Origin of the sequence: Sphingobacterium puteale, from assembly GCF_003627955.1 — a bacterium.
Taxonomy (GTDB): domain Bacteria; phylum Bacteroidota; class Bacteroidia; order Sphingobacteriales; family Sphingobacteriaceae; genus Sphingobacterium; species Sphingobacterium puteale.
This window is the reverse complement of record NZ_RBWS01000005.1, coordinates 250,242-275,331: the sequence shown is the minus strand read 5'-3', so window position 1 is coordinate 275,331 and position 25,090 is coordinate 250,242. Positions and strand designations below refer to the sequence as shown.

At 44.1% G+C, this 25,090-nt stretch carries 19 protein-coding genes; 10 read left to right on the top strand and 9 right to left on the bottom strand.

The features are described from left to right. Window positions 1-9 precede the first annotated feature (9 nt). The 5 genes from D7322_RS06650 (at window position 10) to D7322_RS06630 (ending at window position 9,529) form a co-directional block, all read left to right on the top strand. Window positions 10-462, top strand: a complete 453-nt coding sequence (locus D7322_RS06650) for a DUF5004 domain-containing protein (protein WP_121122497.1) — start codon at window positions 10-12, stop codon at window positions 460-462. Further along, window positions 459-1,448 carry a DUF4961 domain-containing protein gene (locus D7322_RS06645; protein ID WP_121122495.1) on the top strand — a complete coding sequence of 330 codons (990 nt, stop codon included), beginning with the start codon at window positions 459-461 and terminating at the stop codon, window positions 1,446-1,448. Before D7322_RS06650 ends, D7322_RS06645 begins: the two co-directional genes overlap by 4 nt. Window positions 1,449-1,474: 26 nt before the next feature. Then, complete coding sequence (locus tag D7322_RS06640) at window positions 1,475-4,582, top strand: SusC/RagA family TonB-linked outer membrane protein (protein ID WP_121122493.1); 3,108 nt, start codon at window positions 1,475-1,477, stop codon at window positions 4,580-4,582. Between the two features lie 16 nt (window positions 4,583-4,598). Beyond that, window positions 4,599-6,413, top strand: coding sequence for a RagB/SusD family nutrient uptake outer membrane protein (locus D7322_RS06635; RefSeq protein ID WP_245971272.1), 1,815 nt, complete (start codon window positions 4,599-4,601; stop codon window positions 6,411-6,413). Between the two features lie 71 nt (window positions 6,414-6,484). Then, entirely contained in the window at window positions 6,485-9,529 is a 3,045-nt protein-coding gene (locus D7322_RS06630; RefSeq protein WP_121122491.1) for a SusC/RagA family TonB-linked outer membrane protein, read from the top strand. Between the two features lie 138 nt (window positions 9,530-9,667). On the opposite strand, the gene D7322_RS06625 is transcribed toward D7322_RS06630, so the two are convergent. After that, complete coding sequence (locus tag D7322_RS06625; protein ID WP_121122489.1) at window positions 9,668-12,265, bottom strand: family 78 glycoside hydrolase catalytic domain; 2,598 nt, start codon at window positions 12,263-12,265, stop codon at window positions 9,668-9,670. Between the two features lie 336 nt (window positions 12,266-12,601). Here D7322_RS06625 and D7322_RS06620 point away from each other — a divergent pair, with 336 nt between their 5' ends. After that, entirely contained in the window at window positions 12,602-13,126 is a 525-nt protein-coding gene (locus D7322_RS06620; RefSeq protein WP_147430304.1) for a hypothetical protein, read from the top strand. Between the two features lie 137 nt (window positions 13,127-13,263). Here D7322_RS06620 and D7322_RS06615 read toward each other — a convergent pair whose 3' ends face one another. Both D7322_RS06615 and D7322_RS06610 read right to left on the bottom strand, forming a co-directional pair. Further along, window positions 13,264-14,178, bottom strand: coding sequence for a helix-turn-helix domain-containing protein (locus tag D7322_RS06615; RefSeq protein WP_121122485.1), 915 nt, complete (start codon window positions 14,176-14,178; stop codon window positions 13,264-13,266). Between the two features lie 70 nt (window positions 14,179-14,248). After that, a complete protein-coding gene (locus tag D7322_RS06610; RefSeq protein ID WP_121122483.1) occupies window positions 14,249-15,100 on the bottom strand; it encodes an SDR family NAD(P)-dependent oxidoreductase in 852 nt (283 codons plus the stop codon). A gap of 226 nt (window positions 15,101-15,326) precedes the next feature. Here D7322_RS06610 and D7322_RS06605 point away from each other — a divergent pair, with 226 nt between their 5' ends. The 4 genes from D7322_RS06605 to D7322_RS06590 all read left to right on the top strand — a co-directional run bounded on the left by D7322_RS06605 (window position 15,327) and on the right by D7322_RS06590 (window position 18,098). Further along, window positions 15,327-15,878 carry an antibiotic biosynthesis monooxygenase gene (locus tag D7322_RS06605; protein ID WP_121122481.1) on the top strand — a complete coding sequence of 184 codons (552 nt, stop codon included), beginning with the start codon at window positions 15,327-15,329 and terminating at the stop codon, window positions 15,876-15,878. 193 nt (window positions 15,879-16,071) lie between these two features. Further along, the gene (locus D7322_RS06600) at window positions 16,072-16,527 is read left to right on the top strand and encodes a redoxin domain-containing protein (protein ID WP_121122479.1); all 456 of its coding nucleotides are present in this window, start codon (window positions 16,072-16,074) and stop codon (window positions 16,525-16,527) included. Window positions 16,528-16,533: 6 nt separating this feature from the next. Then, window positions 16,534-17,043 carry a DsbA family protein gene (locus D7322_RS06595; RefSeq protein ID WP_121122477.1) on the top strand — a complete coding sequence of 170 codons (510 nt, stop codon included), beginning with the start codon at window positions 16,534-16,536 and terminating at the stop codon, window positions 17,041-17,043. A 233-nt stretch (window positions 17,044-17,276) separates the two neighbouring features. Further along, the gene (locus D7322_RS06590; RefSeq protein WP_121122475.1) at window positions 17,277-18,098 is read left to right on the top strand and encodes an alpha/beta fold hydrolase; all 822 of its coding nucleotides are present in this window, start codon (window positions 17,277-17,279) and stop codon (window positions 18,096-18,098) included. A gap of 72 nt (window positions 18,099-18,170) precedes the next feature. Here the strand turns inward: D7322_RS06590 and D7322_RS06585 are convergent, their stop codons facing one another. The 6 genes from D7322_RS06585 to D7322_RS06560 all read right to left on the bottom strand — a co-directional run bounded on the left by D7322_RS06585 (window position 18,171) and on the right by D7322_RS06560 (window position 25,086). After that, a complete protein-coding gene (locus D7322_RS06585) occupies window positions 18,171-19,766 on the bottom strand; it encodes a sigma-54 interaction domain-containing protein (RefSeq protein WP_121122473.1) in 1,596 nt (531 codons plus the stop codon). A gap of 38 nt (window positions 19,767-19,804) precedes the next feature. Further along, entirely contained in the window at window positions 19,805-21,181 is a 1,377-nt protein-coding gene (locus tag D7322_RS06580; protein ID WP_121122774.1) for a sigma-54-dependent transcriptional regulator, read from the bottom strand. 10 nt (window positions 21,182-21,191) lie between these two features. Then, window positions 21,192-23,417 (bottom strand): tetratricopeptide repeat-containing sensor histidine kinase, encoded by a 2,226-nt coding sequence (locus D7322_RS06575; RefSeq protein WP_121122471.1) that lies wholly within the window; start codon window positions 23,415-23,417, stop codon window positions 21,192-21,194. A gap of 77 nt (window positions 23,418-23,494) precedes the next feature. Further along, a complete protein-coding gene (locus tag D7322_RS06570) occupies window positions 23,495-24,160 on the bottom strand; it encodes a YoaK family protein (RefSeq protein WP_121122469.1) in 666 nt (221 codons plus the stop codon). A gap of 4 nt (window positions 24,161-24,164) precedes the next feature. Beyond that, window positions 24,165-24,638: a Dps family protein gene (locus D7322_RS06565; RefSeq protein ID WP_121122467.1), complete on the bottom strand. Its 474-nt coding sequence runs from the start codon at window positions 24,636-24,638 to the stop codon at window positions 24,165-24,167. 4 nt (window positions 24,639-24,642) lie between these two features. Then, window positions 24,643-25,086 carry a DoxX family protein gene (locus tag D7322_RS06560; RefSeq protein WP_121122772.1) on the bottom strand — a complete coding sequence of 148 codons (444 nt, stop codon included), beginning with the start codon at window positions 25,084-25,086 and terminating at the stop codon, window positions 24,643-24,645. Window positions 25,087-25,090 lie beyond the last annotated feature (4 nt).

The following is a 25,090-nucleotide window of genomic DNA, read 5'->3' as shown; positions in this document are numbered from 1 at the left end:
ATTAAACAGATGAAAATATATAAGATACTTTCATGGCCCTTGATGCTGGTCCTATGTATAGGAATAAGCTCCTGTAAAGATGAGCTAGGCAATATCCGCACGGAGGAGGCGGAAAAAGATATTACTGGAAACTGGAAAGTAATACAGCTGACCCGAAATGGTGAAAACCTGAGTAAGCGTTTGAAATTGGAAGATTTTAAGATCGATTTCAATGCCGATGGTACCTATTCCATTGCTGATGATCTACCTTTTGTAGTCAGCGGCTCGGGAAAGTACCGCCTGGATGATCCACAGTATCCCTTTAGTGTTGTGCTTAGTCCAACGGAGGGTAAAGAGGAGGTGGTCCTCAAGTTCCTGTTCCCTGTAGTCAATGGCAAACGCCAGCTCAGCTTAGTGATGAGCCTGGGTTGCAGCAGCAACACCTATCAATATGATTGTGAACGTTTAAACGGAGGAATATGAAAAAGAAGATACATTATTCGACATATATCTACTGGGCAATGGGGCTATTTTTGGCCATATTCTTAGCCCAATGCGGTCTTAAAGCCATCTCAGTAGTTGTGCCGACATCTGCAAAGGCAAATCAGCGGGTGACTTTTACGATGCATTGCGGAGCTGAGCCCCGTATCCAGGGGGGAGGTAATTATAGCACCCAGCTGGTCGCGGGTATTATGGTACCCAAGGGATGGAATGCGCGTAAAAACCTGACCATGTCCTTTACCAGTCCAAAGGGAAATGGCACCATGCGGATCATTTCGGACAGTGAACTGGAACCTGTATCTGGGCTGAGCTGGCATCAGGCCGCCAAGAAAATGTTCGGTATAGGCCCCAATTTGGTGGATGATATGGAATGGATTGTTTTTAGAAGTACGCAGGCCTATTCCTTTGTCAATAACGAAGACATCGATTTTACGGTGAAGGCGGAATGTAACGTTGGCGCCGAAAATATGTTGGTGTCTTTGGGATTCTATATTGGTTCTTCGATCGAAAATCTGCGTCCGGAGGATACAGATTATAAAAAGTTTACGTTCTCAAATGCTTTCGAGGTAACCGATGGTGAGGGCGATCTGATCGATTTTATCAACCCACAGTTGGGTACGGTACAACCGGTCAAAAGTCTGGACAACGATATCATTACATTGACTTTTGATGGTGGGGTTACCAATACGGTGCTGGATCATGAGCCTGCCATCTATCTACATGTCAAGGCAATGGATGAGTCAGGAAAGCTTATTGCTGAAATCAGGAAACAGACAGCAGATACCAAACTGACGGACATTGGTGGTAAAAAATACCTTATTGATATCTGGCCACGTGGATTTTTTAAGGTCGATAAAGATGTACACATCGCCCGGCTGGAATACTTCTATACGGACATTACGGGAACCAAAAGTGTCGGTTATGGCAATACGGATGAGCCTTTTAAATATACCTTCCGCTGTGAGTGATTGCTAACCTAATAAACGAATGACAAATGTTTAACCATTATATAAAATTAAGTGTTGTCGGTGTACTGTTGGTGATTGCCGATAAACAGACCGCACAGGCCAGCTGGTATCCACGGCTCCGCGAGACAGCCTCAGGGAATGAGAAGCGGGCGATAGGGAAATTTCCGAAAATTGTGGATGAATATGGTAAGCCGATTTCAGGTGCTAAGGTCTATGACGCCGGGCGGCAGCTTGTCGGTGAGACCGATGAAAATGGAGATTTTTCCCCGTCAGGCCATGTTACGCATGAAGTCTTATGGGTGGAATATCCGGGATATTATAGAAAGAGGATAAAGGGAGGTTCCGAAAAATCGGTGTCGTTGGTGCCGGCCGTACTCCAGCGCACAGACTCCTTGCATATTGGCTATGACAAAAAGAAAAGTTCGGAGCTCCTGGGAGCCGTTTCGGTAGTCTACAACAGTCAGATCAAAGATATGCCTACACCCTTGTATTTGAATGCGCTCACAGGCCGGATGCCGGGGCTGTTTACGCAGGAAGTCAGTGGGTTTCGATCACCGAGCATGACCGCTATCACCTCAAATGATCTGGCGGGATCTCTTCCCTCGGATGCCGTGAAATATCGTTCCAGCATCGGTGACAATACGGAAATTGGCTTTAACCTAAGGGGACAAAGTCCGGTGACTATGATCGACGGTGTACAGCGGGATATCTATTCCATTGATCCTGAAAACATCGAATCGGTGACCGTGGTCAAAGATGCACTTTCCAGCATTTTATTGGGACAACGGAGTTCCAGAGGGATATTGCAGGTAACGACGAAAAAGGGACAGGCAGGACCACCAAGGATCAGCTTTACAGCACAAACAGGAATCCAACAATCGTTGAAAATGCCGCAGCCCTTGAACGCTTATCAGTATGCCTATCTCTACAACGAAGCACTTCTCAATGCAGGGCGGCAACCTGTGTATAGTTCGGACGATTTTAAAGCCTTTAGGGATGGAACCAATTCTTTGTTCTTCCCGGATGTCAACTGGTACGATGCCGTCGTAAGAGACAATAATCCGACCACCAAATATAACCTTGGTGTAAAGGGCGGAATCAAAAATGCACGGTATGCCCTTTCGCTAAGTTACCTGAACCAATATGGTCTATTTAAATCGGATGATAAGTTTGACTATGAGACCAATGTACAGAATAAACGTTATCTCATCAATAGTGCCATTGATGTGGATGTAACTGATGACTTAACAATTGGACTACAGTTTTTTGGAAAAATACAGGATGGCAGACAGCCGGGGGCAAAAACAGGAACGATCTTATCGACCTTGTATAATACACCGAACAACGCGTATCCAATTTTTAATCCAGACCAATCTTATGGTGGCTCCTCGGTCTATCGGAGCAACTTGTACCAGCTTGCGACGGGATCGGGTTATCTTTTGGATAATACGAGGGACCTGCTGGCTAATCTGGATTTTAATTACAAGCTTGACAAATTTGTTCCCGGACTGTATGCAAAGGGTAAGTTAAATGTTTCATCAACTTCGTCGAGTCTTATCGACCGGAATCGCCAACAGCCGGTGTATGACTTAAGCTATAACGAGCAAAAAGAACTCGTGTATGTACGTTATGGAACGATAGCGGATCAGCCTAATTCATTTGCGACCACGTCTACAGCAAATTTTTTCTATTTCCAGGGAGCGCTGGGGTATGATAAACAGGTGAGTGAGAAACATCGTGTCGGAGCTAAACTGTTTATGGACAGGCAAACGGCCAATTATCAGTTTGACTTACCCGCAATCTATACCAACTTTGCTGCAACGGCAAACTATGCCTATCAGGATAAATATTTTGCTGAAGTAGCCTTAAACTACTCAGGATTCAATCGTTTTATGCCCGGAAACCAATATGGTCTGTTTTATGCTTTTGGTTTGGGCTGGGACATGCTGCAGGAAGACTTTCTGAAGGAAAAAACGGATTGGCTTTCTCAGCTGAAATGGCGCGCTACCTTTGGGCGGACGGGAAATACCAACGAAGCTGCCCTGGGTTATTACAGCTGGCGAGCTTCTTATGGACAAGATGGCGCGAACGGCTATGACTTTGGCTCGGAATACGCTTACACCAATAGCTTGATCGAAAAAGGACTTGCCAACATTGAGGGAACCTGGGAAAAGGGAAATAAATTTAACATCGGTTTGGATGCCGCATTCTGGCATTCAACACTGAAATTGACAGCCGACTATTTTAGAGATACTTATTTTGACCTATTGCAACAGCGCGGGTCGACCATTGATCTGATCGGTATTGGATACCCAAATGAAAATATCGGTAAAAACCGGTATGAAGGACAGGAAATCAGTTTGACCTATCAAAATAATTTTGGTGAGTTTAACTATTTCATTACCGCCAATGCCTCACGTATGAAGACCCAAGTGCTGTATATGAACGAGGTCTTTCAGCAATACGATTGGAACCGGCGTACGGGAATGCCCGTGGGTCAGACATTTGGTTACCGGGCCAATGGGCTGATCCAGACACAGGATGAAGCCGATCATGCACCATTACTATCGGGGAATAAGGTGTATCCTGGTGATGTCAAACTAGTGGACCTGAATGGAGACGGTATCATCAACCAGTACGATCAAACGGCCATTGGCAATACAAAACCACTCGTATATTTTGGTACTACCGTAGGATTCAATGTTGCGGGGTTTGATTTCAGTGTATTGCTTCAGGGGGTATTGAACCGTAGTTACCAGCAGACGGATTATTCCTTTGGAAATACCGGCGACGGACAGGGTTTTGATTATATGCTGGGACGCTGGACACCGGAGACCGGTACTGCTGCAACTTATCCACGGTTGACGCTGGGACCCGATCCGACCAATACACAAAATATTTCGAGCTACTGGACCCGTTCGGGGGAATATCTTAGGATAAGGAACCTGGATGTCGGCTATACATTGCCCTTCAATTGGACAAAGCGGGCGAAGCTATCCTCGGTACGCATCTTTGCAAACGCGCAAAACCTGTTCACTTTTACCCCCTATGGACGTCTGGATCCTGAAATCTCATCAGGTACAGCTTATCCAGCACAGCGGATCATAAGCTTTGGTGTAAACGTGAAATTATAAACCTTAGAAATCGACAATGATGAAATATTCCTATTCAAACCACATACATGCTGAGGAGCGTGAGGTATCTTGCAGAGCGCCTGAAATTAAATCCGCGTCTGACATGGGCCGAGGCTTGCAGATGCCTTTTAAAGCACAGCTCATTCGTATAAAATATAATCGGCTTAAATGGATGTTCCTGGTTGGAGTCACACTTGGGATCTTCTCCTGTAAAAGCGACCTGGAGGAAGAGCCTATCGAGTTGCAGACACTGGATCAGGTGTTTGACCGAAGGGATTCGGCCGGCGTAAATGCAAACCGGTTTCTGACCGATTGCTACCGTTATCTGCCCAGCCTGGGCAATCGGGTTGGTGGAGATTTTCTCGACGCAGCTACGGATGATGCGGTTTCCTCCAATCCGACCAACACATCGGTACAGCAGTTGGCAACAGGTTCTTATACTTCGGATAATTATCAGGACAACCTGTGGGCATCTTGGTATCAGGGGATTCGAAAGACCAGCATTTTTATTCAAAATATTGATCGGGTACCGGTTAAAGGGAAACTGGAGAATGGTACGCCTATGCCGCGCGTATGGAAAGCCGAAGCAAAATTTATGCGTGCCTTATTTTATTTTGAATTGGTCAAGCGGTATGGCGGGGTGCCACTGATGGGCGATAAGGTATACCAGCTGAACGATGATATTGAGCTACCACGTGCGAGCTTCGAAGAATGCGTCAACTATATTGTGAAGGAATGTGATGCAATAAAAGATAGCTTACGTACTGATCCATTTAATCTGGCTTTTTATGGAAGGCCTACGAAGGCGGCAGCCATGGCGCTAAAATCCCGTGTGCTCCTGTATGCTGCCAGCCCATTGTTCAACGGTGGAAATATAGATGGGCAGAATATTCTTACGGGGTATACGGCATTTTCCGCTGGGCGATGGCAGTTGGCCGAGAACGCGGCCAAAGACTTAATGGATCTAAACCTGTTTAAACTTGAACCGCAGTTTAAAGATGTCTTTACCACACGCAACAATGAACGGATCTTTGCGAAACAAGGTGGCAACAATACCAGTTTTGAAAATAACAATGGTCCTGTGGGTTATGCCAATGGAGTGAACAATGGTCGAACTAGTCCGACCCAGGAACTTGTAGACGCCTTTGGGATGAGCAACGGTCTTAAAATTACGGACGAAAATTCAGGTTATGATCCAAACGATCCTTATGTAGGGCGCGACAGCCGCTTTTACGCAACTGTTTTTTATAATGGTGCCCCCTGGTTAAATCGGCCTGTACAAACCTTTGAGGGTGGATCCGATAAGCCAGGTGGATCCAAGCAACAGACAAAAACGGGCTATTACCTCCGCAAGTTTATGGGAAATTTTGAATCCCTTGCAAACTATAGTAATGTAAACCATGACTTTATCCTGTTCCGTTATGCTGAAATATTGCTGAATTATGCGGAAGCACGAAATGAACGTCTGGACAGACCTGATGTCAATGTCTATCGTGCTGTTGAACAAATACGACAACGGGCAGGACTGAGTCCCTATCAACTTCCCGAGGCATTGACCAAAGCAGAAATGCGGGAGCTGATCTACCTCGAAAGGAGAAAAGAACTGGCCTTTGAGGAGCATCGCTTTTACGATGTGCGTAGGTGGAAAATAGCCGAAGAGGAGTTTAATAAGGAGCTACACGCCACAGTCATTTATCAAACGGGAACCGGGGCGATCAGGCAGTCACTTCCTATTCTGAAAATGACATTTGATACGAAGATGTATTTGGCTCCCATTCCGTTTTCGGAAGTGATCAAAAATCCAAAAATGGTACAGAACCCCGGCTGGTAATTGGCTTATTAATGTTAGCCGAAGAAGGCTGCGCGAATGGCTTTAATCATGATTAAATAAAACATAAACGGATGAAAAAGAGCATATATCTGTTAACAATAATGGTTTTGACGCCATTTATACTATTGGCGCAATCCATTGTGAATGGTATTGTCAAAAATAGTTCAGGCCCCTTGGTGGGTGTATCGGTGCAGGAGAAAGGAGGGGGAGCCACACAAACAGATCAAAATGGACGATTTAAATTGGCCTTACGTGGTACTAAGGTCTTAGTATTTACGAGTGTAGGGTATAATACCCAGCAACGAGATGTAAAGCAGGGGGGGAATATCGAAGTGATTATGCAATCCAGCAGCCAGGATATTGATGAGGTGGTGGTTGTGGGGTTTGGTACGACTAAAAAGCTCACTAGCACGGGCGCTGTCAGTTCAATAAAGGGAGCAGATATCCGTCAGGTTCCAACCTCAAGTGTACAGAATGCACTGGCTGGAAGATTGCCGGGATTTGTGTCGGTACAACGTTCCGGGCAACCCGGCAAGGATGCCTCGGATTTTTATATCCGTGGTGTCAGTTCGCTAAACCCAGAAGGAAACCAGCCCTTGATTATTGTCGATGATATCGAATATACCTATGAACAATTGTCGCAGATCAACGTCAATGAGATCGAGAGTATTTCGATTTTAAAGGATGCCTCCACGACAGCAGTCTTTGGTATCAAGGGGGCAAATGGTGTATTGGTTGTCAAAACGCGGCGGGGTGAATCGGGACGACCAAAGATCAATGCGCGTGTCGAATCAGGTATGCAGAGCCCGGTCACAAAATTGAAGTTTTTGAATGCCTATGAAAGTGCGCTCTTATGGAATGAAGCGATAGCAAATACGGTGGGTGACAATTCCAATCAGCCTTTTAGTGAAGCAGATTTGGCACATTTCCGTTCGGGGGACGATCCTTATGGTCATCCCGATATCAATTGGTACGATCGGATCTTTAAGCCATCGAGCCAACAGTACAATACAAATATTGATATCACTGGCGGTGGTGAGAGTATTAAATATTTTGTGTCGGGAGGTGCTTTCTCCCAAAATGGAAACCTTTACAATTTTGAAAATGAGGGCGACAAGGTCAATAATAACTATTATTACCGTCGTTTCAACTTACGGTCGAATCTGGATGTACAGGCGACAAGGACACTCAAATTGCGTTTGGATTTCCGGGCGAATTTCAATCGCATTAATTCGCCGCGGGCGGGAAATATCGTTGGTGAGGTATTCAATTTTAATAAGATAAGACCTTGGTCAGCACCTTTTATCAATCCAAACGGTTCATTTACCTATGCCAGCGATACGCAGGAGTTGCTTCCAACCATCAATGCACGCCTGGCAGCAGCTGGTTATAGTTTGGATCGACGCAACGACATCAATATTTTATTTGGCGGGACTCAGGAACTCAACTCTTGGTTAAAAGGGCTTTCTTTTTCGACCCGTGTAGCCTATGCCAGCGTCGAGTCAAACGGCCGTGAGCAGGCCCGTGATGAAATCCCGGTCTATCGTTATGACCCAAGCTCGGGCAGTTACCAGCTGAAAGGTGGGGCACCTTATGTGCTGGGTAATTATACCCTGCGGGCGTATCAGGGGGATTATAACAGTCGGGTGAATGTGCAGGCCAACTTCAATTATGCGCGAACTTTTGGGGCTCATGCGGTGACAGCACTCTTATTGTATAATCGGGAATCCTATAAAACAAAGGGGGATAAGAAAATCAACTGGATTCCACAGAATTTTGAGGGCTACACCTTTCGGGCAGGATACAACTTTAAAGAGAGGTTCTTATTGGATGCGACGGCAGCATACAATGGTTCGGACCGTTTTCAGGCGGCACAGCGTTATGGTCTTTTTCCGGCGGTGTCAGCGGGTTATAATCTCGCTAAGGAATCGTTTTTCAAAGACGCGTTTAGTTTTGTGGAGCTCTTTAAATTGCGGGCTTCCTATGGAATCGTTGGCTCTGACAAGGTGACCGGTGATCGCTATTTGTATCAACAAGTATACAATGAAGGCGGAAATTATTCGTTTGGTGAAACCCATCAGCCTTCACTTATTATCACGGAAGGAAATCTGGGAAATAATAATGTCACTTGGGAAAAACAAAAGTCATTTGATGTAGGGCTTGATGTCAATCTATGGAAAAACAAATTTTCCATGACCTTTGACTATTTTAATAACCTGCGTTACGATCAGCTCGTGACTTCACAGTCGCTTTTTCAGCATATCGGTGTAGGGGTCTCGCCATCAAATATTGCGAAGGTACGCAATCGCGGAGTAGAATTGGAACTGAATGTAAACAACAATATCGGTGCGTTTAATTATAATATCAAAGGGGTATTGACGTATTTCAAAAACAAGATTTTGTTTCAGGATGAACCAGCGCCAGCTTATCCTTGGCTGCGGCTGACAGGGCAGCAGATCAATCAACCATTGGGCTATCTGTACGATGGCTTCTATACCGAAGAAAATATCGGTACAAGTCCAAAACCATCAGGAGGATATGAGGTGCAGCCTGGAGATCTGCGGTACAAGGACCTCAATAACGATGGTGTAATTGATGACTATGATCGAACAGTGATCGGTAAGCCTAATATTCCGAATACCAGTTTTGGGCTTACCCTGGGGGGAAGTTACAAAGGTTTTAGTTTTAATGTGCTGCTACAGGGAACTACCGGGTACAGTTTTAGCGTTCAGGGAAGTGGTATTGAGCCCTTCCAGAGTCAATTTCAACCGATCCATCAAGAACGCTGGACCGCGGAAACAGCCGCTAAAGCTAAATTTCCACGCTTAACGACCAATCCGACAACGATTAATAGCCCGTCAACCTATATGTCTGATTTCTGGCTTATTGATGCGACCTATTTACGTTTGAAGACCATTGAACTGGGCTATCAGTTGCCCAATAAATGGCTGCCATTTAAGATGAACAATGCGCGCTTATACCTGAGCGGATATAATCTGCTGACTTGGACGAATTATTCCTTATATCAGCAGGATCCTGAGGTGACCTCCAACAGTGCGGGAGATGCCTATCAGAATCAACGTGTCGTCAATTTGGGCATACAGATCGGGCTTTAACAGTAAGTGATCAGGTTTAAATAATACGCTTACAGGTTTAAAAATAATAAGCGGGGCCAAATAGTTTTGGTCCCGCTTATTATTTTGAGGCGATTTGGCGGATCCGGATTACCCGCTTATAATCTTTCGATAGTTGGATTAGTGGTGGTAATTGATTGTAACATCCTTCATCTCGAATCCTGCCGGCGCTTTTACCGTAGCAGTACTTCCGACTGGAAGGGTAATATCGAGCTTTAATTTATGCTTTTTGATGGACCAATCTACTTTAACCTCACCATAAGGAGTCTCAATTGCTGTTTTTGCCCAGGTAAGACCTTTGGGAATCTGTGGAGTGATGAGGATATGTTTATAGCCCGGCTGGTTTTCATCAACACGGATTCCACCGATAGCCTGGTAAAACCATGTTCCGATACCATTATAACAATTATGGATACGGCTACGCTCTCCGCTCCAGTATTCCCAGGTGGTGGAAGCACCATGATCAAGCATAAAGAGGTAGCCGGGATAATCCCGCTGCTTGAGCATAGTATACATAAAGTCAACCGTATTGTTGTCCGTAGCCCATTGCGTTAGAATTGGTACGCCAACGAGCCCGACAGCTATATGGTTGTTGTATTTTTCGGTACTTTCCTTTAAAAGCTGTTGTTTTACTTTTGCATAAGAAGCTTTAGGTGTAATTCCTAGTAGCATGGGGTAGCTCATGTCAAGTTGAGATCCTGTGGCATATTGGTTTGTTTCTTTATTAAAAAATACCTGATGGATCAAAGCGTCCAGTTTTTCTTTTCGTTTGGCAAAGTCCTGTGCCTCTTGCGGGAGTCGGAGAACTGTGGCTATTTTTTCCATCGTAGCCAAGCATTCGCTCACGACACAATTGCTGATTAGGTCGACCGAGCGAGCAGCTCCTGCATCTACACCAGCAGGGGCAAGCCAGTCTCCTAAAAACCAATCGCGGTACTTAGTGTCCGGCCAGCGTGTAAGGAGCCCATCTCTGCTATAGCGCTCTACATAAGAGAGCCATTGTTTCATGGCAGAATAGTGGCGTTGGATCAGCCGCGGATCTTGGTAGTTGACATACGTACGCCAGGACGCCATAATGAAAAAGCTGCACCAATAAGGCCCGCCGCCACCTGCACCAGGATTGGGTGCTACATGTGGTAGGCTGCCTCCCTCGCGCATGCTATCCGACCAGGCCTGTAGCCAGTTGACAAAGAGCGGCGAACTTGCAAACATGGTTTGTAAGGTATTGGTGGATGAATTTCCGTCGCCACCATATCCGGCCCGTTCCAAATGTGGGCAGTCGACCATATATCCACTGAAAGAAAGACAACGCATGGTGTATTGGATCATCGTGTGGATGGCATTGAGGTCCGGATCCGAACAGAGAAAAGTAGAGGTCTGGCGAAAGTTGGTATGGATTAAATGCGCTTTAACGTCTTTCTTTTTGGGACGATGTCCGAGGTTGGAAATTTTGATGTATTGGAAAGCATGGTGATTGAACTTGTTGCGAAAAGTTTCGCGATGAAGTCCCAATGCCATGTAGCTATCCCGTTGTCCCTGCTGCATAAAATTACCGGCGCTGTCCAGGGCATCACTATAATCGAAAACAACTATCTGATCGCTCTTTAAATCTTTCATATCCAGTTCGAACCATCCGTTTAGTGTTTTTCCCATATCAATCAGCCAGGTACTATCACGGAGCTGTTTGATGGAGATTGGTCGGTAGGTCGCCTGAATGCGATTGGGTTCGGTCATTTGTGGGCTGGCTTGTATATCGGGAAGTGCGATCGTGGATACGGGCGACCAGGAGCGATGGTTTAAGGCAATAGCGTCCATATCTGTTGGGTTTCGGCTGGCCTGGACACGCTCGCCGCCAAATTGCAGTGCCTGCCAAGGCCCTGTATCGGCGTATCCGGTTACTGAACCCTCCCAGGAGGAGTCGGAGACAAGCTTCGTTTGCCAGTGACCGGTGTTGCGAATGTCGAGCTGAGCCCGGACCAATGCTCCGTCGAAAGCAACGTTGAAACCTGTGGTTTTCTTGTACCAGCCCGTGCCCAGCCAAAGTACTATACTGTTTTCACCCTTACGAAGATAGCCGCTGACGTCATAGGTATTGATCAATGAACGATTGTTCAAATGGGATACAGCTGGAGAGAGTACGTCTGAGCCCACCTTTTTTCCATTGATATATACTTCATAATATCCGAGCGAATTGATATGCAAAAAAGAGAGTGCCACGGCATCCAGATGAAAGTTTTTTCGGAGCAAAGGACTGTGCACACCTTTTAATCCAATATATTCACCTTGCATAGGCTGATCTTTCAAAAGTCCAATGCCAAACCGTTGAATATCACTCCAGTCGGATTGCTCGCCTTGGTTGCTCCAAATCCTCACTCGCCAATAGCAAAGGGACCGAGACGCCAGGGGCTTGCCTGCATAAGGCACCATGACAGATGCGTCAGAGGCGATCTTATTTGATTGCCAGAAATCTGCTTGACGATTTTCAAGTAAGGTTATGCTGTCGGATGCAACCTGAATTTCGTAAAACTGCTGTCTCATTTCTCTACCGGGAGACTTTATTTTCCAACTGAAGTGGGGGCTGGTATTATCCAATGCATTTGGATTGATCAGGTTCTCACATCGTAGATCGTATAGCTTAATGTTTTTAGATTTGCTGTAACCAATAGAGGTCAATACACTAAGTAAGCATAACGACAAAAGGGCAAATGAATTGGTCATTGGAGGTCTAGTGTTTGGTTTCCATAAAGATAGTTAGCAAAGTGCGTGTTTTTCAGTAGCGTAAATGTGTTGGTAAACTTTTTAAAACTTATTATTGGTTTATGTTGTTGTTAATTAGTGTTTTATAGGCGTATTTAAATTTTGGTTTGGTAGATGTATGTATTCTTTTTATGTTGAAAATAAAAATAAATACTGGATCGCTAGGGTTAATTCTTGTTGAAAATTTTGGTTTTAAATTGTTGTCCATCAATTTTTAGCTATCTTTATTAGCGTACTAAGGTATTGGATCTTAAGATATAAGAAAACATATGTTTTGAACGCTCAACTATGTATAAAATGAAAAAGATCGAATTTATTCCACTTGTCGGAATTCATATTGAAGACTTGGGGCGAGTGCCCTTCGGCATAGACCAAGCGCAGGTACAGGAATTGCTGGGGGCTCCATCGGACGCCCTTGACGGGCAGTATTATTATGATGAGCTTGAATTGCGGTTGGATTTCAATGACCTGGGGCAACTTGAATTTATTGAAAGCATCAATGGCCCTTATCCCCAAAAGACCGAAGTCGGCATCTATGGGGTTAACCCCTTTCAGGTGGAAGCCGACGAGCTGCTCCATATATTGAGTGAAAAAAACAGTGGACCTGTCGACGATGCTGAGGCGGGGTATTGCTATGCCTTTTTGAACAGCTCAGTCGGTATTTGGCGACAGATGACCGTAGAGGATATCCAAGAGGATATTGAAGCGATAAAGGCCGAAGGGGAATACGAAGAGAATGTGGATATGCTGCTCGAAGACCTGGAGAAAGCGAAGTTTTTCTGGACAATCGGAATTGGTGTTGAAGGGTATTATGCCGATTAATGGTATCGCTAGAATAGCAAAGCCCCAAGGCTCTAACGGTCTATGGATTGGGGGAAATAGCTTAAGATCGATCGGTTTTTCCAGACCATGCGAGCAAACTCGTGGATACGGATGATCTGGATGTTTGCAAACAGTACTTATTGAAACGCCTGCCTAAATTCTACGGGGCTCTGTTGCGTGTTTTTCTTAAAGACTTTACTGAATGACTGCGGGTGCTCAAAGCCTAGCTCATATGCTATTTCGCTGATCGATAAGGCGCTGGTACTCAATCTTAGTTTGGCGTATTCGATCATTTTGTGTTGTATATGCTGCTGCGTATTTTGCTGCGTATAGATTCGAAGTAGGCTACCGAGATAGTTTGGGGAAAGATTGAGCTGCTGGGCAAGCATGCTTACTGTTGGAACCCCTTTTGTGATCAGGCTGTCGTAGCTAAAATGTGTCGATAGTATATTTTCGAAACGGGTCACCAGCTCTTGGGTGGACTTTTTTCGTGTGATAAATTGACGTTCGTAATACCGTTCTGCATAGATGAGCAACCGTTCGATCTGTTTGAGGATCAGTTCACGGCTAAATTTGTCGATGTTGGATTGATATTCCTTTTCGATATTTTGGAGAATGTCTACAATTACCGCCTCCTCCTTTTCGGAAAGAAAAAGTGCTTCGTTGACTTCATATTGGAAAAAATCGTATGTATGGATATGCTTCGCCAGTTCGCTGTTCCACAAAAAATCGGGATGTATCAAGAGAATCCAGCCACTGGGTTGGGCACGGACCTCTTGATTAATCTCTACTTTCAAGAATTGTAATGGTGATATAAAAGTCAGTACACCCGAATCAAAGTCATATTGTTGCTGTCCGTAATTGAACCTGGCATTTACATTTCGCTTTAAACCGATCGAATAAAAATGCTGTATCCAACTTAATTTGCTGTCATTAATAGGATAGTGCACTTGACTATAATCAACCAAACTGATTAAGGGATGCTCTGGTTTGGGCAGCCCGCAAAAGCTGTGGAACTCCGAAAGGGAATGAAAGCGAAATGTATTCTCCATAATTGTAAATTTAATTATTTTCTTTTTTTAATATTGCCGATTTTTTCTGACTGTGATCGATAACTTTAGGCTATTTTGCAGTTTGTTCGAAACCCGTGGATACTGTGTAGCTCTTCCATTTTTCGATCTCGGCAGTCAACATGTTAATCTTGTTTTTGGCCAGCTCAAAGGCATCTTCACCCATTAGGAAATGGATTGGCGGGTGTGCCAGGGTGCTGAGCTCGATCAATAAAGTAGCTGCTTTTTGCGGATCGTTTTTCTGATTTCCATGGATATGCTCTAAGTGTGCTGCTTCATTTTCCCTTGCAGTGACATATGCTTCGATGGGATTGGCTGCGGTTTGGATTGATCCATCGGATAAAAAATCCGTTCTAAAATAACCGGGATAAACCAGGGTCGTGTGAATACCAAAAGGCTCCATTTCAACAGCGAGCGCTTCTGTAAATCCGGATACGGCAAATTTTGTGGAACAATAGATGCCAAAACCCGGGTAATTTCCTGCAAGGCCGCCGATGGATGCGATGTTAAAAATATGCCCCGATTTCTGACGTCGCATATGCGGTGCGATATGCCGGATAGCATTGAGAGATCCAAAGACATTCACGTCAAAATTGCGTCGGGCTTCGGAGTCGCTGAGTTCTTCGACACTGCCTGTCTGCCCATACCCTGCATTGTTGACCAGGACGTCGATCCGCCCGAAATAATCAATTGCAGACAGTACTGCCCGCGATACGTCCGCATCATTGGTGATGTCGACCTCAAGGGGAAGGAAATTTTCATTTTCACCGATTTCTTGTTCCAGGGCCCGTTTTGTACGCGAGGTCGCTACAACAAGATAATCTTGTGCTAAAAGTTCCTTGACCAAATTTAAACCCAGGCCTTTGGAGGCACCGGTGACAAACCATACTTTTTGTGATTTCATGTGTTTTAGTTTAAAAATAAATTGATGCTACAAAGTTGATGATTTGGTATTTTTGGGATGTAGGCAGATCGACGGATCTTGTAGCCAAATCGTGGGTTTGATGTTTTTTTATAAAATAGTAATTTCGATAGGCAATCCCTTCGACCTGCACCGATGAAAAAAAGAAAGATACCGGGCGGAAGTATAGCCCGGTTGTATGAATGTAAACTTTTAACAAATAGTAACTATGGAAAATCAAGGCGCTTCTGTCGTTATAACACATCATATTTTAGATGACAAGCAATTAGAATACGATCAGTGGCTTGCGGAGATTGTTCCGCTGACCAAACATGCGAGAGGATTTATAGACTTACAGATCATTCGTCCTATCCCCAAATTAACATTTGTCTATACGGTAATCATCAGGTTTGATACGGTGGACAACCTAAAAATCTGGATGGAGTCTGATACGCGCAAACAAATGATTGAACGGGCAAGCCGCTTATTTCGAAAGCAGGACCGTTATCAGATCAAGTCGGGTCTCGAGTTTCTTTTTGAAACAGCAGAGCAAGCCCATCAGGTGCCGCGGCGCTGGAAACAATATCTTGTTACCTGGTCAGCAATTTACCCGCTGTCATTGATTATACCAATAATTCTACTGCCTGTTCTCCGATATTTTCATATTCCTCAAAATCATTTTTCTGATGGCTTATTGATCTCCGGATGTATCGTTTTTTTGATGGTTTATCTGGTTATGCCCAATTACACGAGAATGATCCGTAAATGGTTAAACAAGTAACCGAAACAATGATATGCAGCTGAATTGGGGCGTAGATTTGAGCGGCCAACCTGACCTGTATTGATTTGGCCGCAAAGAAAATAAAACAATTTTTCCATTACAACGCTTTGTTTTAATAGGTAGGGTCCCATGCGATAAAATAGCTAAACCGGATGGAGGCCCTGGGTAATGGTTAAATTTTAAATATCTTAATATGCTACAGAAAAATGATGTTGCGCCTGATTTTACCTTGTATGCGACTCCAGATCAGAAAATCAAATTGTCGGAATTTAAAGGCCATAATGTAATCCTTGCTTTTTATCCTGCTGACTGGAGCCCGGTATGTAGTGATCAGATGGCGCTGTACAATGAAATGCTTAAATATTTTAAGAAATATGATGCAGAGATATTAGGTATATCTGTGGACAGCAAATGGTGCCATCTTGCTTTTGCACAATCCCGAAAATTGCACTTTCCACTGTTGGCTGATTTTGAGGCAAAAGGTGAAGTCGCGAAAAAATATGGGGTGTATGATGAGGAGGAAGGAGAATGTAAACGTGCTCTTTTTGTGATCGATAAAGAGGGGGTTATTCAATGGAGCTACCTGTCGCCGACAGCGGTAAATCCGGGAGCAGATGGGATAATAGAAGCATTGGAAAATCTAAAATAGAAATTTATGTCATTAAAACCAAGAGTAAACGATAAGGATCGTATTCAGGGTAATGGTAGTGCAGATGTAACGATTGTCGAATATGGCGATTATCAATGTCCACATTGTGGCGCTGCTCATCCCATATTAAAAAAGATGATGGCCGAATTAGGTAGCCAAATCAGGTTTGTATTTCGCAATTTCCCACTGTCAGAGATGCACGAGTATGCGCGGCCGGCAGCACTTGCCGCCGAAGCGGCGGCCGAGCAGGGCAAATTCTGGGAGATGCATGATGCAATCTATGAAAACCAGTCAAGCTTGAGTACAAGGTTGTTTATGGATCTAGCCGAACGACTCGGTCTCGATGTCGACAATTTCAAAAGCGCCCTGCAAGACCAAAGCGTGGACGAAAAAGTAGAGGGTGATTTCGAAAGCGGTATGATGAGCGGGGTAAATGGTACACCCACATTTTTTGTCAACGGCGAGAAATTCGATGGCGGTGCAGAGGATCTTGTCCGGATGCTACACGAAAATTGATAATTTAATCCTTGCCCGACTTAGGATTGGGCTGATAAGGCAAAGGCTGTCGCAGGTGTCGGAAGGCTCGTGGACAACCGATCAATCCAATATGCAATTAACGATATTTCGTTGTTTTTCAATGGACGTTTGTTGTTTTAAATCGCTTGAAAACAATATGTTGTATTTTATGGTCAAGTTGTTGTACTATGCATATTGATAAATTAAACAATTAAAAAAATAAATTATTCATCATGGCAACATTCAAAGTTCAAGACGGAACTGAAATTTATTACAAAGATTGGGGAACAGGGCAGCCTATCGTTTTCCATCATGGTTGGCCTTTGTCAAGCGACGACTGGGATGCACAGCTGATGTATTTCCTCGATAAAGGCTATCGCGTAATTGCGCATGACCGTCGTGGTCATGGACGCTCTACACAGACTGACCAAGGGAATGACATGGATACTTATGCTTCTGATGTCGCACAATTGGTAGCAGCATTGGATCTGAAAGATGCGATCCATATCGGCCACTCTACCGGTGGTGGGGAGGTGATCCGCTATATAACCAATCATGGGACTTCTCGTGTTGCAAAAGCGGTATTAATTAGTGCTGTAACACCGACAATGGCTAAGAGCGAAACAAATCCCGACGGTGTACCCATGGACGTGTTTGATGAAATCCGATTGAATACAGCGACACGCAGACAACAATATTTTCAGGACTTTACGCTTGCTTTTTATGGCTATAACAGGGATGGAGCCAAGGTGCAGCAGGGGGTGATGGATAATTGGTGGCGACAAGGAATGATGGGGGGAATAAAAGCACACTACGACTGTATCAAAGCATTTTCTGAAACAGATTTTACGGAAGAACTTAAGCAAGTGGAGATTCCTGTTTTGGTCTTACACGGTGAGGATGACCAAATTGTACCGCTGGATATTACCGGTAGAAGAGCAGCACAACTGGTGAAAAATGGTACGCTGATCACTTATCCGGGATTCCCACATGGAATGCCGACAACTGAAGCAGAAACAATCAATAAAGATATCCTGGCTTTTATCACTAAATAAAATGTGCCACGGATCAAAAATAGTTTTTAAATAGTAGTGGAGGCTGTTCTTTTTTGGGAACGGCCTTTTTGTTTATTCTTGTAGGGAGATAAATTTCTTACTTATACCAAGCTTTTTCATTTTGGACTGTAATGTGGTTGCTGGAATGCCAAGAATGTTCGCAGCACCATTTGTGCCTGAAATAAGCCCATTGCAGCGTCGCAACACCCAAAGGATATATTGTTTTTCAAAGTCTGCAAGGGTCTGTGGACTGAAGTCCGGAATTTTGTTTGCTCTCACAAAAACGGGGTTTTCTGATAACATGATGTTCTTTATGGTCGGACCAGCTGTCATAAGAATTGCACGTGCTACGACATGTTCCAGTTCACGAATGTTGCCCGGCCAAGGATGTAAATCAAGACGTTGAAGCATTTTTTTTCCCATTTGCTTTGGCGGAACTGTTCCGGCATGTTTTTCAAGAAAATGCTGCACTAAGATGGGGATATCTTCTCGACGTTCACGTAAAGGAGGCAGCGTAACTGGGAATGCGCTTATACGGTAATAGAGATCTGCTCTGAAGTTGCCGGCCCGTACTTCGTCTTGCAGATCCTTGTGCGTTGCGCAAATAATGCGTACATCTACGGGAATAGTTTTATTGCCGCCAACACGCTCAACCTCTTTTTCTTGTAGTACCCGAAGCAACTTAGCTTGTAAGACGAGAGGAAGATCACCAATTTCGTCCAGAAATAACGTACCGCCATTAGCTTGTTCGAACTTACCGATCTTACGCTTTATGGCACCACTAAAACTTCCTTTTTCGTGACCAAAAAGTTCGCTTTCGATCAATGTCGGTGCAATAGCAGCACAGTTGATTTTGATCAAAGATTGCTGTGAACGGGTAGATAGGCGATGGAGGTACTGAGTGACGACTTCTTTTCCCGTTCCACTTTCTCCTTGAATCAACAGGGTCATTTCTGTGCCGGCAACTGTTTTGAGCTGTGATTTTATGATCTTTATTTGCGGGCTATTGCCGATGATTTGTGCTCTTACATCGTCTGGCGGCATAAAAGCGGCTCGCACCGAGGGGGAGGATACAATTGGCGAGGCGTGTATTTGGGATGTCGTAAGCTGTACTGACTGGGTATACATCAGTATATTGCCTATGGTAATGTTGAGTTGTGGAATAAGGCTGGTGATGCGGTTATTGAGTTGTAGATCGTTATCTGTCCGTTTTTTGTATTCCAGACTTACTATTGCCCAGCGTTGGTCATGCAATCGAAACGCCATGGATATAATAGCCTTACTTCCGGTACGTACCGCTTCAACAAGAATTGTAGGGAAGGTACTTTCGGCTTTTAAAATCTCTTTGGGGCCATGTTGAACTGGTTCGGCTGAATCAATGCAATCCTGAAAAAAGCCTGCTTTACAGCTCCACAAATCGTTGTTGATAATCTGCGTATGTCTTTTTACCTGTAAAAGTAGGCTATAACTTTTTTCCTCTTTGTCCGCAACAAATATGTACAAGTTATCTTGATAAAAAAAATCTTGCAGATCTGGTTGAAGCGCCTCAAATGCCTTATGGGTCGTTATTGTTGCCATTTTTTGACTGAGTGCTAATTGCTTAAGCTGTTCGTTCTCCCGTTTTCGTAGACGGTCGTATAGCGCTTGTAGAGCTGTTTCTGAGGTCATGTTTTGCAGTTTTAAAGGCGGAAAATGAAATTTCGTTATTAGTAGAAGTCCGATGTAATGCCGTATTTTTTCATTTTGGTATAAAGGGTGGAGCTGCTGATCTGTAAAATCTCTGTAGCTCCGCCTGGTCCAGAAATCTTTCCATTGCAAGATTCAAGGACCCGCAAGATATGTGCCCGTTCCATTTCTTCGAGTGATCCCAATTTTTGGGATTGTTTACCCCCAATTTGGGTTTGACCTCCCATATGATCTGTAAAGACAAATGTGCTGATCATCGGATCTTTTGTCAGTAAAACAGTTCTTTCGATCAGATGTTGCATTTCCCGAATATTGCCCGGCCATGGATAGGCCTGCAGCTGTGCTAAAGCATTGGCTGTAAAACCCACAATGTTTTTGTTGAGTTTAGAAGCATATTTAGCCAAGAAATAATTTGCGAGTAATTCGATATCCTCTGCCCTTTCACGTAACGGAGGGATAGCGATCGGAAAGATATTGAGCCTATAGTAGAGGTCAAGTCTGAACCGCCCCAATGCAACTTCCTGTTCGAGGTTGCGGTTGGTGGCGGCGATGATGCGCACGTCGATCTTGATCGGTAAGTCGCCACCAACGCGGTCGATTTCTTGTTCCTGAAGTACGCGGAGCAATTTGGTTTGCGCCTCCAGCGGCAGTTCCCCAATCTCATCCAGAAAGATTGTGCCGCGATCAGCTTGCTCAAATTTGCCTATACGGCGGTTTTGAGCTCCTGTAAATGCGCCTTTTTCATGCCCGAAAAGTTCGGATTCGATCAAGGATAGGGGGATTGCCGCACAATTGACGACAATTAAAGGTTGTTGTCGGCGTAGTGAAAGCTGATGTAAGGATTGTGCAATCTTTTCTTTGCCTGTGCCACTCTCTCCTGAGAGCAATACCGAGGTATCGGTCGGAGCGACAAGTTCCACCTGTGACAGCACCTCCTTAAAAGCGGGGCTTGTACCTACAATTTCCTCTTTGGCGGATTTACTAGTTGCCACTTTTACAGGCGTCTCCCAATCCTTTTTCTCCGTCATGAACCGTTCCTTGGCAATATCTAGCATGATGAAAAGATCTTTCTCCCGGAAAGGCTTGGTCAAGAAACCATAAGGTCTGGTTCCTTTTACCGCTTCCAAAATTCCCTGGTTTGTATTTGCTGATATAAAGAGAAATGGAATTTGTACTTTGTTAAGTCGTATAGCAAGGTCGATACCTGTTTCCGTTCCTTTTAACATGATGTCCAGCAAGACCCAGTCGGGCTTTTGGGTTTCGATGATTCCTGTAGCTTGCGTGACCGAAGATGCGATACCAATAACCTGATAGCCATGTTTTTTGAGAATCATCTTGAGATCGTTAGCGACGATAAACTCGTCTTCTACGATTAAGATCTTGTTGCCTTTGTGCATAAAATTGGTCTTAAATTTCACCTTCTTTTTGAGAAAATTGGACGGTTATAAAAACGCCATGGTCCGATACAAGGTTAAATTCACCTTCGAGCTGAGAGGTCAGACCCCGCATGAGGCTCATACCAAATGAATCGTTTTCGTCCTTGTCAATATCTTCCTGCAAACCCACACCATTATCAGCAATACTGAGCATAAGATCATAGGGCGCTGCCTTGATTATTCGTTTGAAACTGATAAAAACGGTACCCTCCCGTTGATCAAAAGCATGTTTGATGGCATTATTGATCGCTTCGTTAAGAATGAGTCCAACGGGCACTGCTTGCGATACGTCGAGGCTGATCTGATCCAGCTGCATGTCAAAGCTTATCTTTTTTTCAGATTGGAAGCTATCTCTGAGGTAACCAGTAAGCTCCCGGATATACCACTTCATGTCAATCCGTGAGAGATTGTCGGTCTGATAAAGTTTTTGATGGATCAAAGACATGGCATGCATCCGATTTTGGCTATTTTGGATTGCGCTGATCGCATCTTGATTATCCAAGTAAGCGGATTGTGTATTTAACAAACTGATAATAATCTGCATATTGTTTTTAACACGATGGTGGATTTCTTTAAGGAGCCATTCTTTTTCAGCAATCAACTGTTTTAATTTTTCGTTTTGGGTATTGATTTCTTCCTGCTTAAGCGTAAGTTTTTGGTTGCTTCTTTTTTTAATTGTGTTCTGAACATAGAGAAATCCGACAAAGATAATAAGGACAATTAGACTGCCAATGAACACATTCCGTATAATTGCTTCACGTTCAAGCAGTGATTTCTGAAGCTGACCTTTTTGTTTGAGCAAAACGATATCGTGATCCTTCTTTTCGGTATCGTAGTCCAGTTGTAGTGCGGTCAGTTCTTTTACACGGTCCACACTATTGATCGAGTCGCTGATGGTTTTGAATGCTGCAAAGTTTTTAAAAGCTGATTTAAAATCTCCGCGTGCAGAGTCGGCCAGGTAATGGAGTTTACGAAATTCTGATACACGCAGCAAACTTGTTTCTTTTGTCAAGGAGCGCTCAATTTCCGCTAAATATGGGTACATTTCTTTGATCTGACCGTTTGCAAACAGGAAACTCGTAATACCGATCATCATAATGTGCTTTTCCTGTCCGGTAATGTTTCCTGTCTTGTAATAGTTTAACAGTTTTTGATAATAGGGGCGTGCTTTTTGGGTGTCCTTTGTTTTGCAGTAAAGCATGGTGTACAAATAGGCATAACGTATCGTATAGAGATCCGAAATATAGTCTTTTGTCACATTATTAAGCAGGTTCAACGCATCCGCGGTACGATTTAAACGGGATAATATAGTCGCTAGATTGAGGGTTATGGTATGGATAGCATAACGGTCATCTTTTTGCTTGGCAATTTCAAACGCTTTTTGATAATTTGCAAGTGCCTCTTTATTGGATTTCAGGTCATAATAGATTAGTCCGACAATATTATAAACGGCGGCCATATCATCTTGCGTTGTCGGTATATTTTCGTTTTCGACAATACGGCGAGCTTGAAGAGCATATTTAAGTGCTTCTTTGAGACGGAGGAGTAACCGGAGGTTGCCGGCTACGGATACCAGTTCCCTGCTGACGTTCTGATCCCCGGCCTGTTTTTTTAATGTGGCTGCGCGGTGCGCGGTATTTACTGCCCCTTTGTAATCGCCATATCCGGAAAGATAACTGGAATGTTCCATCAGAATTTTAGATTCGAGCAGCTTGTCATTGGTCTTGGTAGCCTGCAGTAATGCCTCTTTAAAGACTGCTTCTTTTTGATCAAAGGCTACGTCCTTGATGTCTCCTGCCATGGATAAGTAAATCATTGCCGCAGCTTTATTGAGGCGGTGGCTATTGGCAAAACGTAGGCTTGCTGCCTTTTGTTCTTTAGCAAGGGATGGTTTGCCCATCTCTTCCTGAATGCGCGCATCTAAAAGCATATTCATGGCGGCTTCGGTTTTGAGATTAGCTGCCAAATGCAGCTTTTGGGACCTCCTATTGAGCCATTGCGCACTGTCGAGGTCTTTTTTCAATTCACCGGGCTTTTCGAGATAACACTTTGCAGCCTCATACAAAAAATGACCTTTGCGTCCGGTGTCATGCTCAAGGGATAAACTGTCCATATACCGGTCAATTAGGCCATTGTCCTGACAAAAAGCACTGTTGATCCAAAGGATAAATACGCTTAGTAAAAAATTGATTTTCATCAAGGTGGATATTAATTGGGTGCAAACGGACGATAAGCCGACGCTTGCACCTCTATTGTTTTGAAGCTTGCTATCTGCTAATGCTCGCTATCTCTGGAAAGAAAATAACAGATTAGCATTGTTATGCCTGCAAATATAATAGAACTTAGTCCAAGTTGTTTACCGAAATAAGCACCAGCTAAACATCCAATGAAAAATCCCGAAAGTGTAATCAGCTGTTTTCCAAAACTGACATTGGTCTCAGGATTTTTGAATTTATTGGCAATCAACACACATAGGTCCAGTGAGGCCTGGGTCACATTGCCGGTCATCATGGTCGTCGGTCCATGTGTAGCTTTTGCAAATAATTTTCCGAAAGCATTTTGCATGCCCAGCGCAAACACAACAAGCATCACGAGTCCATACATGACTGTTTTGGACTCTTCGACCGGAAGCATAATTGCCAATAATCCTACAATTACGAGTAGCAGGGCTTCGACAAAAAGAACGGTGTTTTTCTTGTGCGAGCGTGAGGTGAGCCAACCGCCCGCCATGACAGCGGCGACAAAGACGGGGAAAGTGGCCAGTTTGATCCAGGCACTGATGTCTCCACCATTGATCAGCTGATAAGCAAAAACAATGAAGTTGCCCGTAACATGAGCCGAAAATATTTTGTCGGCAGCCACAAAGGTGACGGTATCACAATATCCTCCTACAAGCGTAAGAACAAGTGTGGCGATGTGCGCCTTGTTTTGATTTTCCATAATTTTACTTTAAATGTGCGCGTAACATCCAGGCCATTTTCTCATGGGTTTCCATTAATCCTGTGATGAAATCACTTGTTCCAAAATCTTTAAGCTGGGTGGCCAAATAATCGATGTTTTCGCGCAATGAAATAATAATGCTCTGGTGATCAGCAAGCAATTCACTGATGTATCCGCTGCTTTGGTTGGTCTGTCTGCTTTCTTCAGTGAGTTGGGACAGTTGTAGGAATTGTTTTAAAGTTCCTGGTGCATAATGCCCCAATGTGCGGATGCGCTCAGCGAGGCTGTCTATGATTTCATCCAGTTGGTTATACTGGGCTTCAAAAAACAAATGCTTGTTGTAAAAGTCTGGACCCTCGATGTTCCAGTGTGCATTTCGGGTTTTGGTGTATAACAGATATTCATCCGCTAATAATTTAGCGAGAAAATGGGCAGCATCAGCTAAATGAATTTCCTTTATTCCGATATGTGGTTCCATGTTGTTAACGTATATTTATTAATAGTTGATAGATAAAATGATCGATAGAGTAGGCTCCGGGGCCGGTCATTAGCAGGAATAGAAGACATAACGTATACATAAATGGAATGTCCCTGACCTGAGGCGAATCATGACGGTGAACTACGAAATAGCCAACAGCGGTGACCCCCAGGGTTGGAAGTATAGCCAGCCTTCCACATAGTCCGAGCGCAATGAAGAAAGGTACTATGGTATCGGCAAATTGGGCAACAGCAGCATTAAGCTTCTCAGGGAGATGCAGGGGATTGGGAATCTGCTCTGCCTCAGCTTCCTGGCTTTGCTTTATCTTTTTGAGGCCATGGACAGTAAGTAATTCCCAAGCGAATAGTATCCGAAAAATAAGTAGAGCGGTATTGTTGACTGCAGTACCTAAGTCGGTATAAAATAGTTTTTGAAAGATTTCCATCATTTTC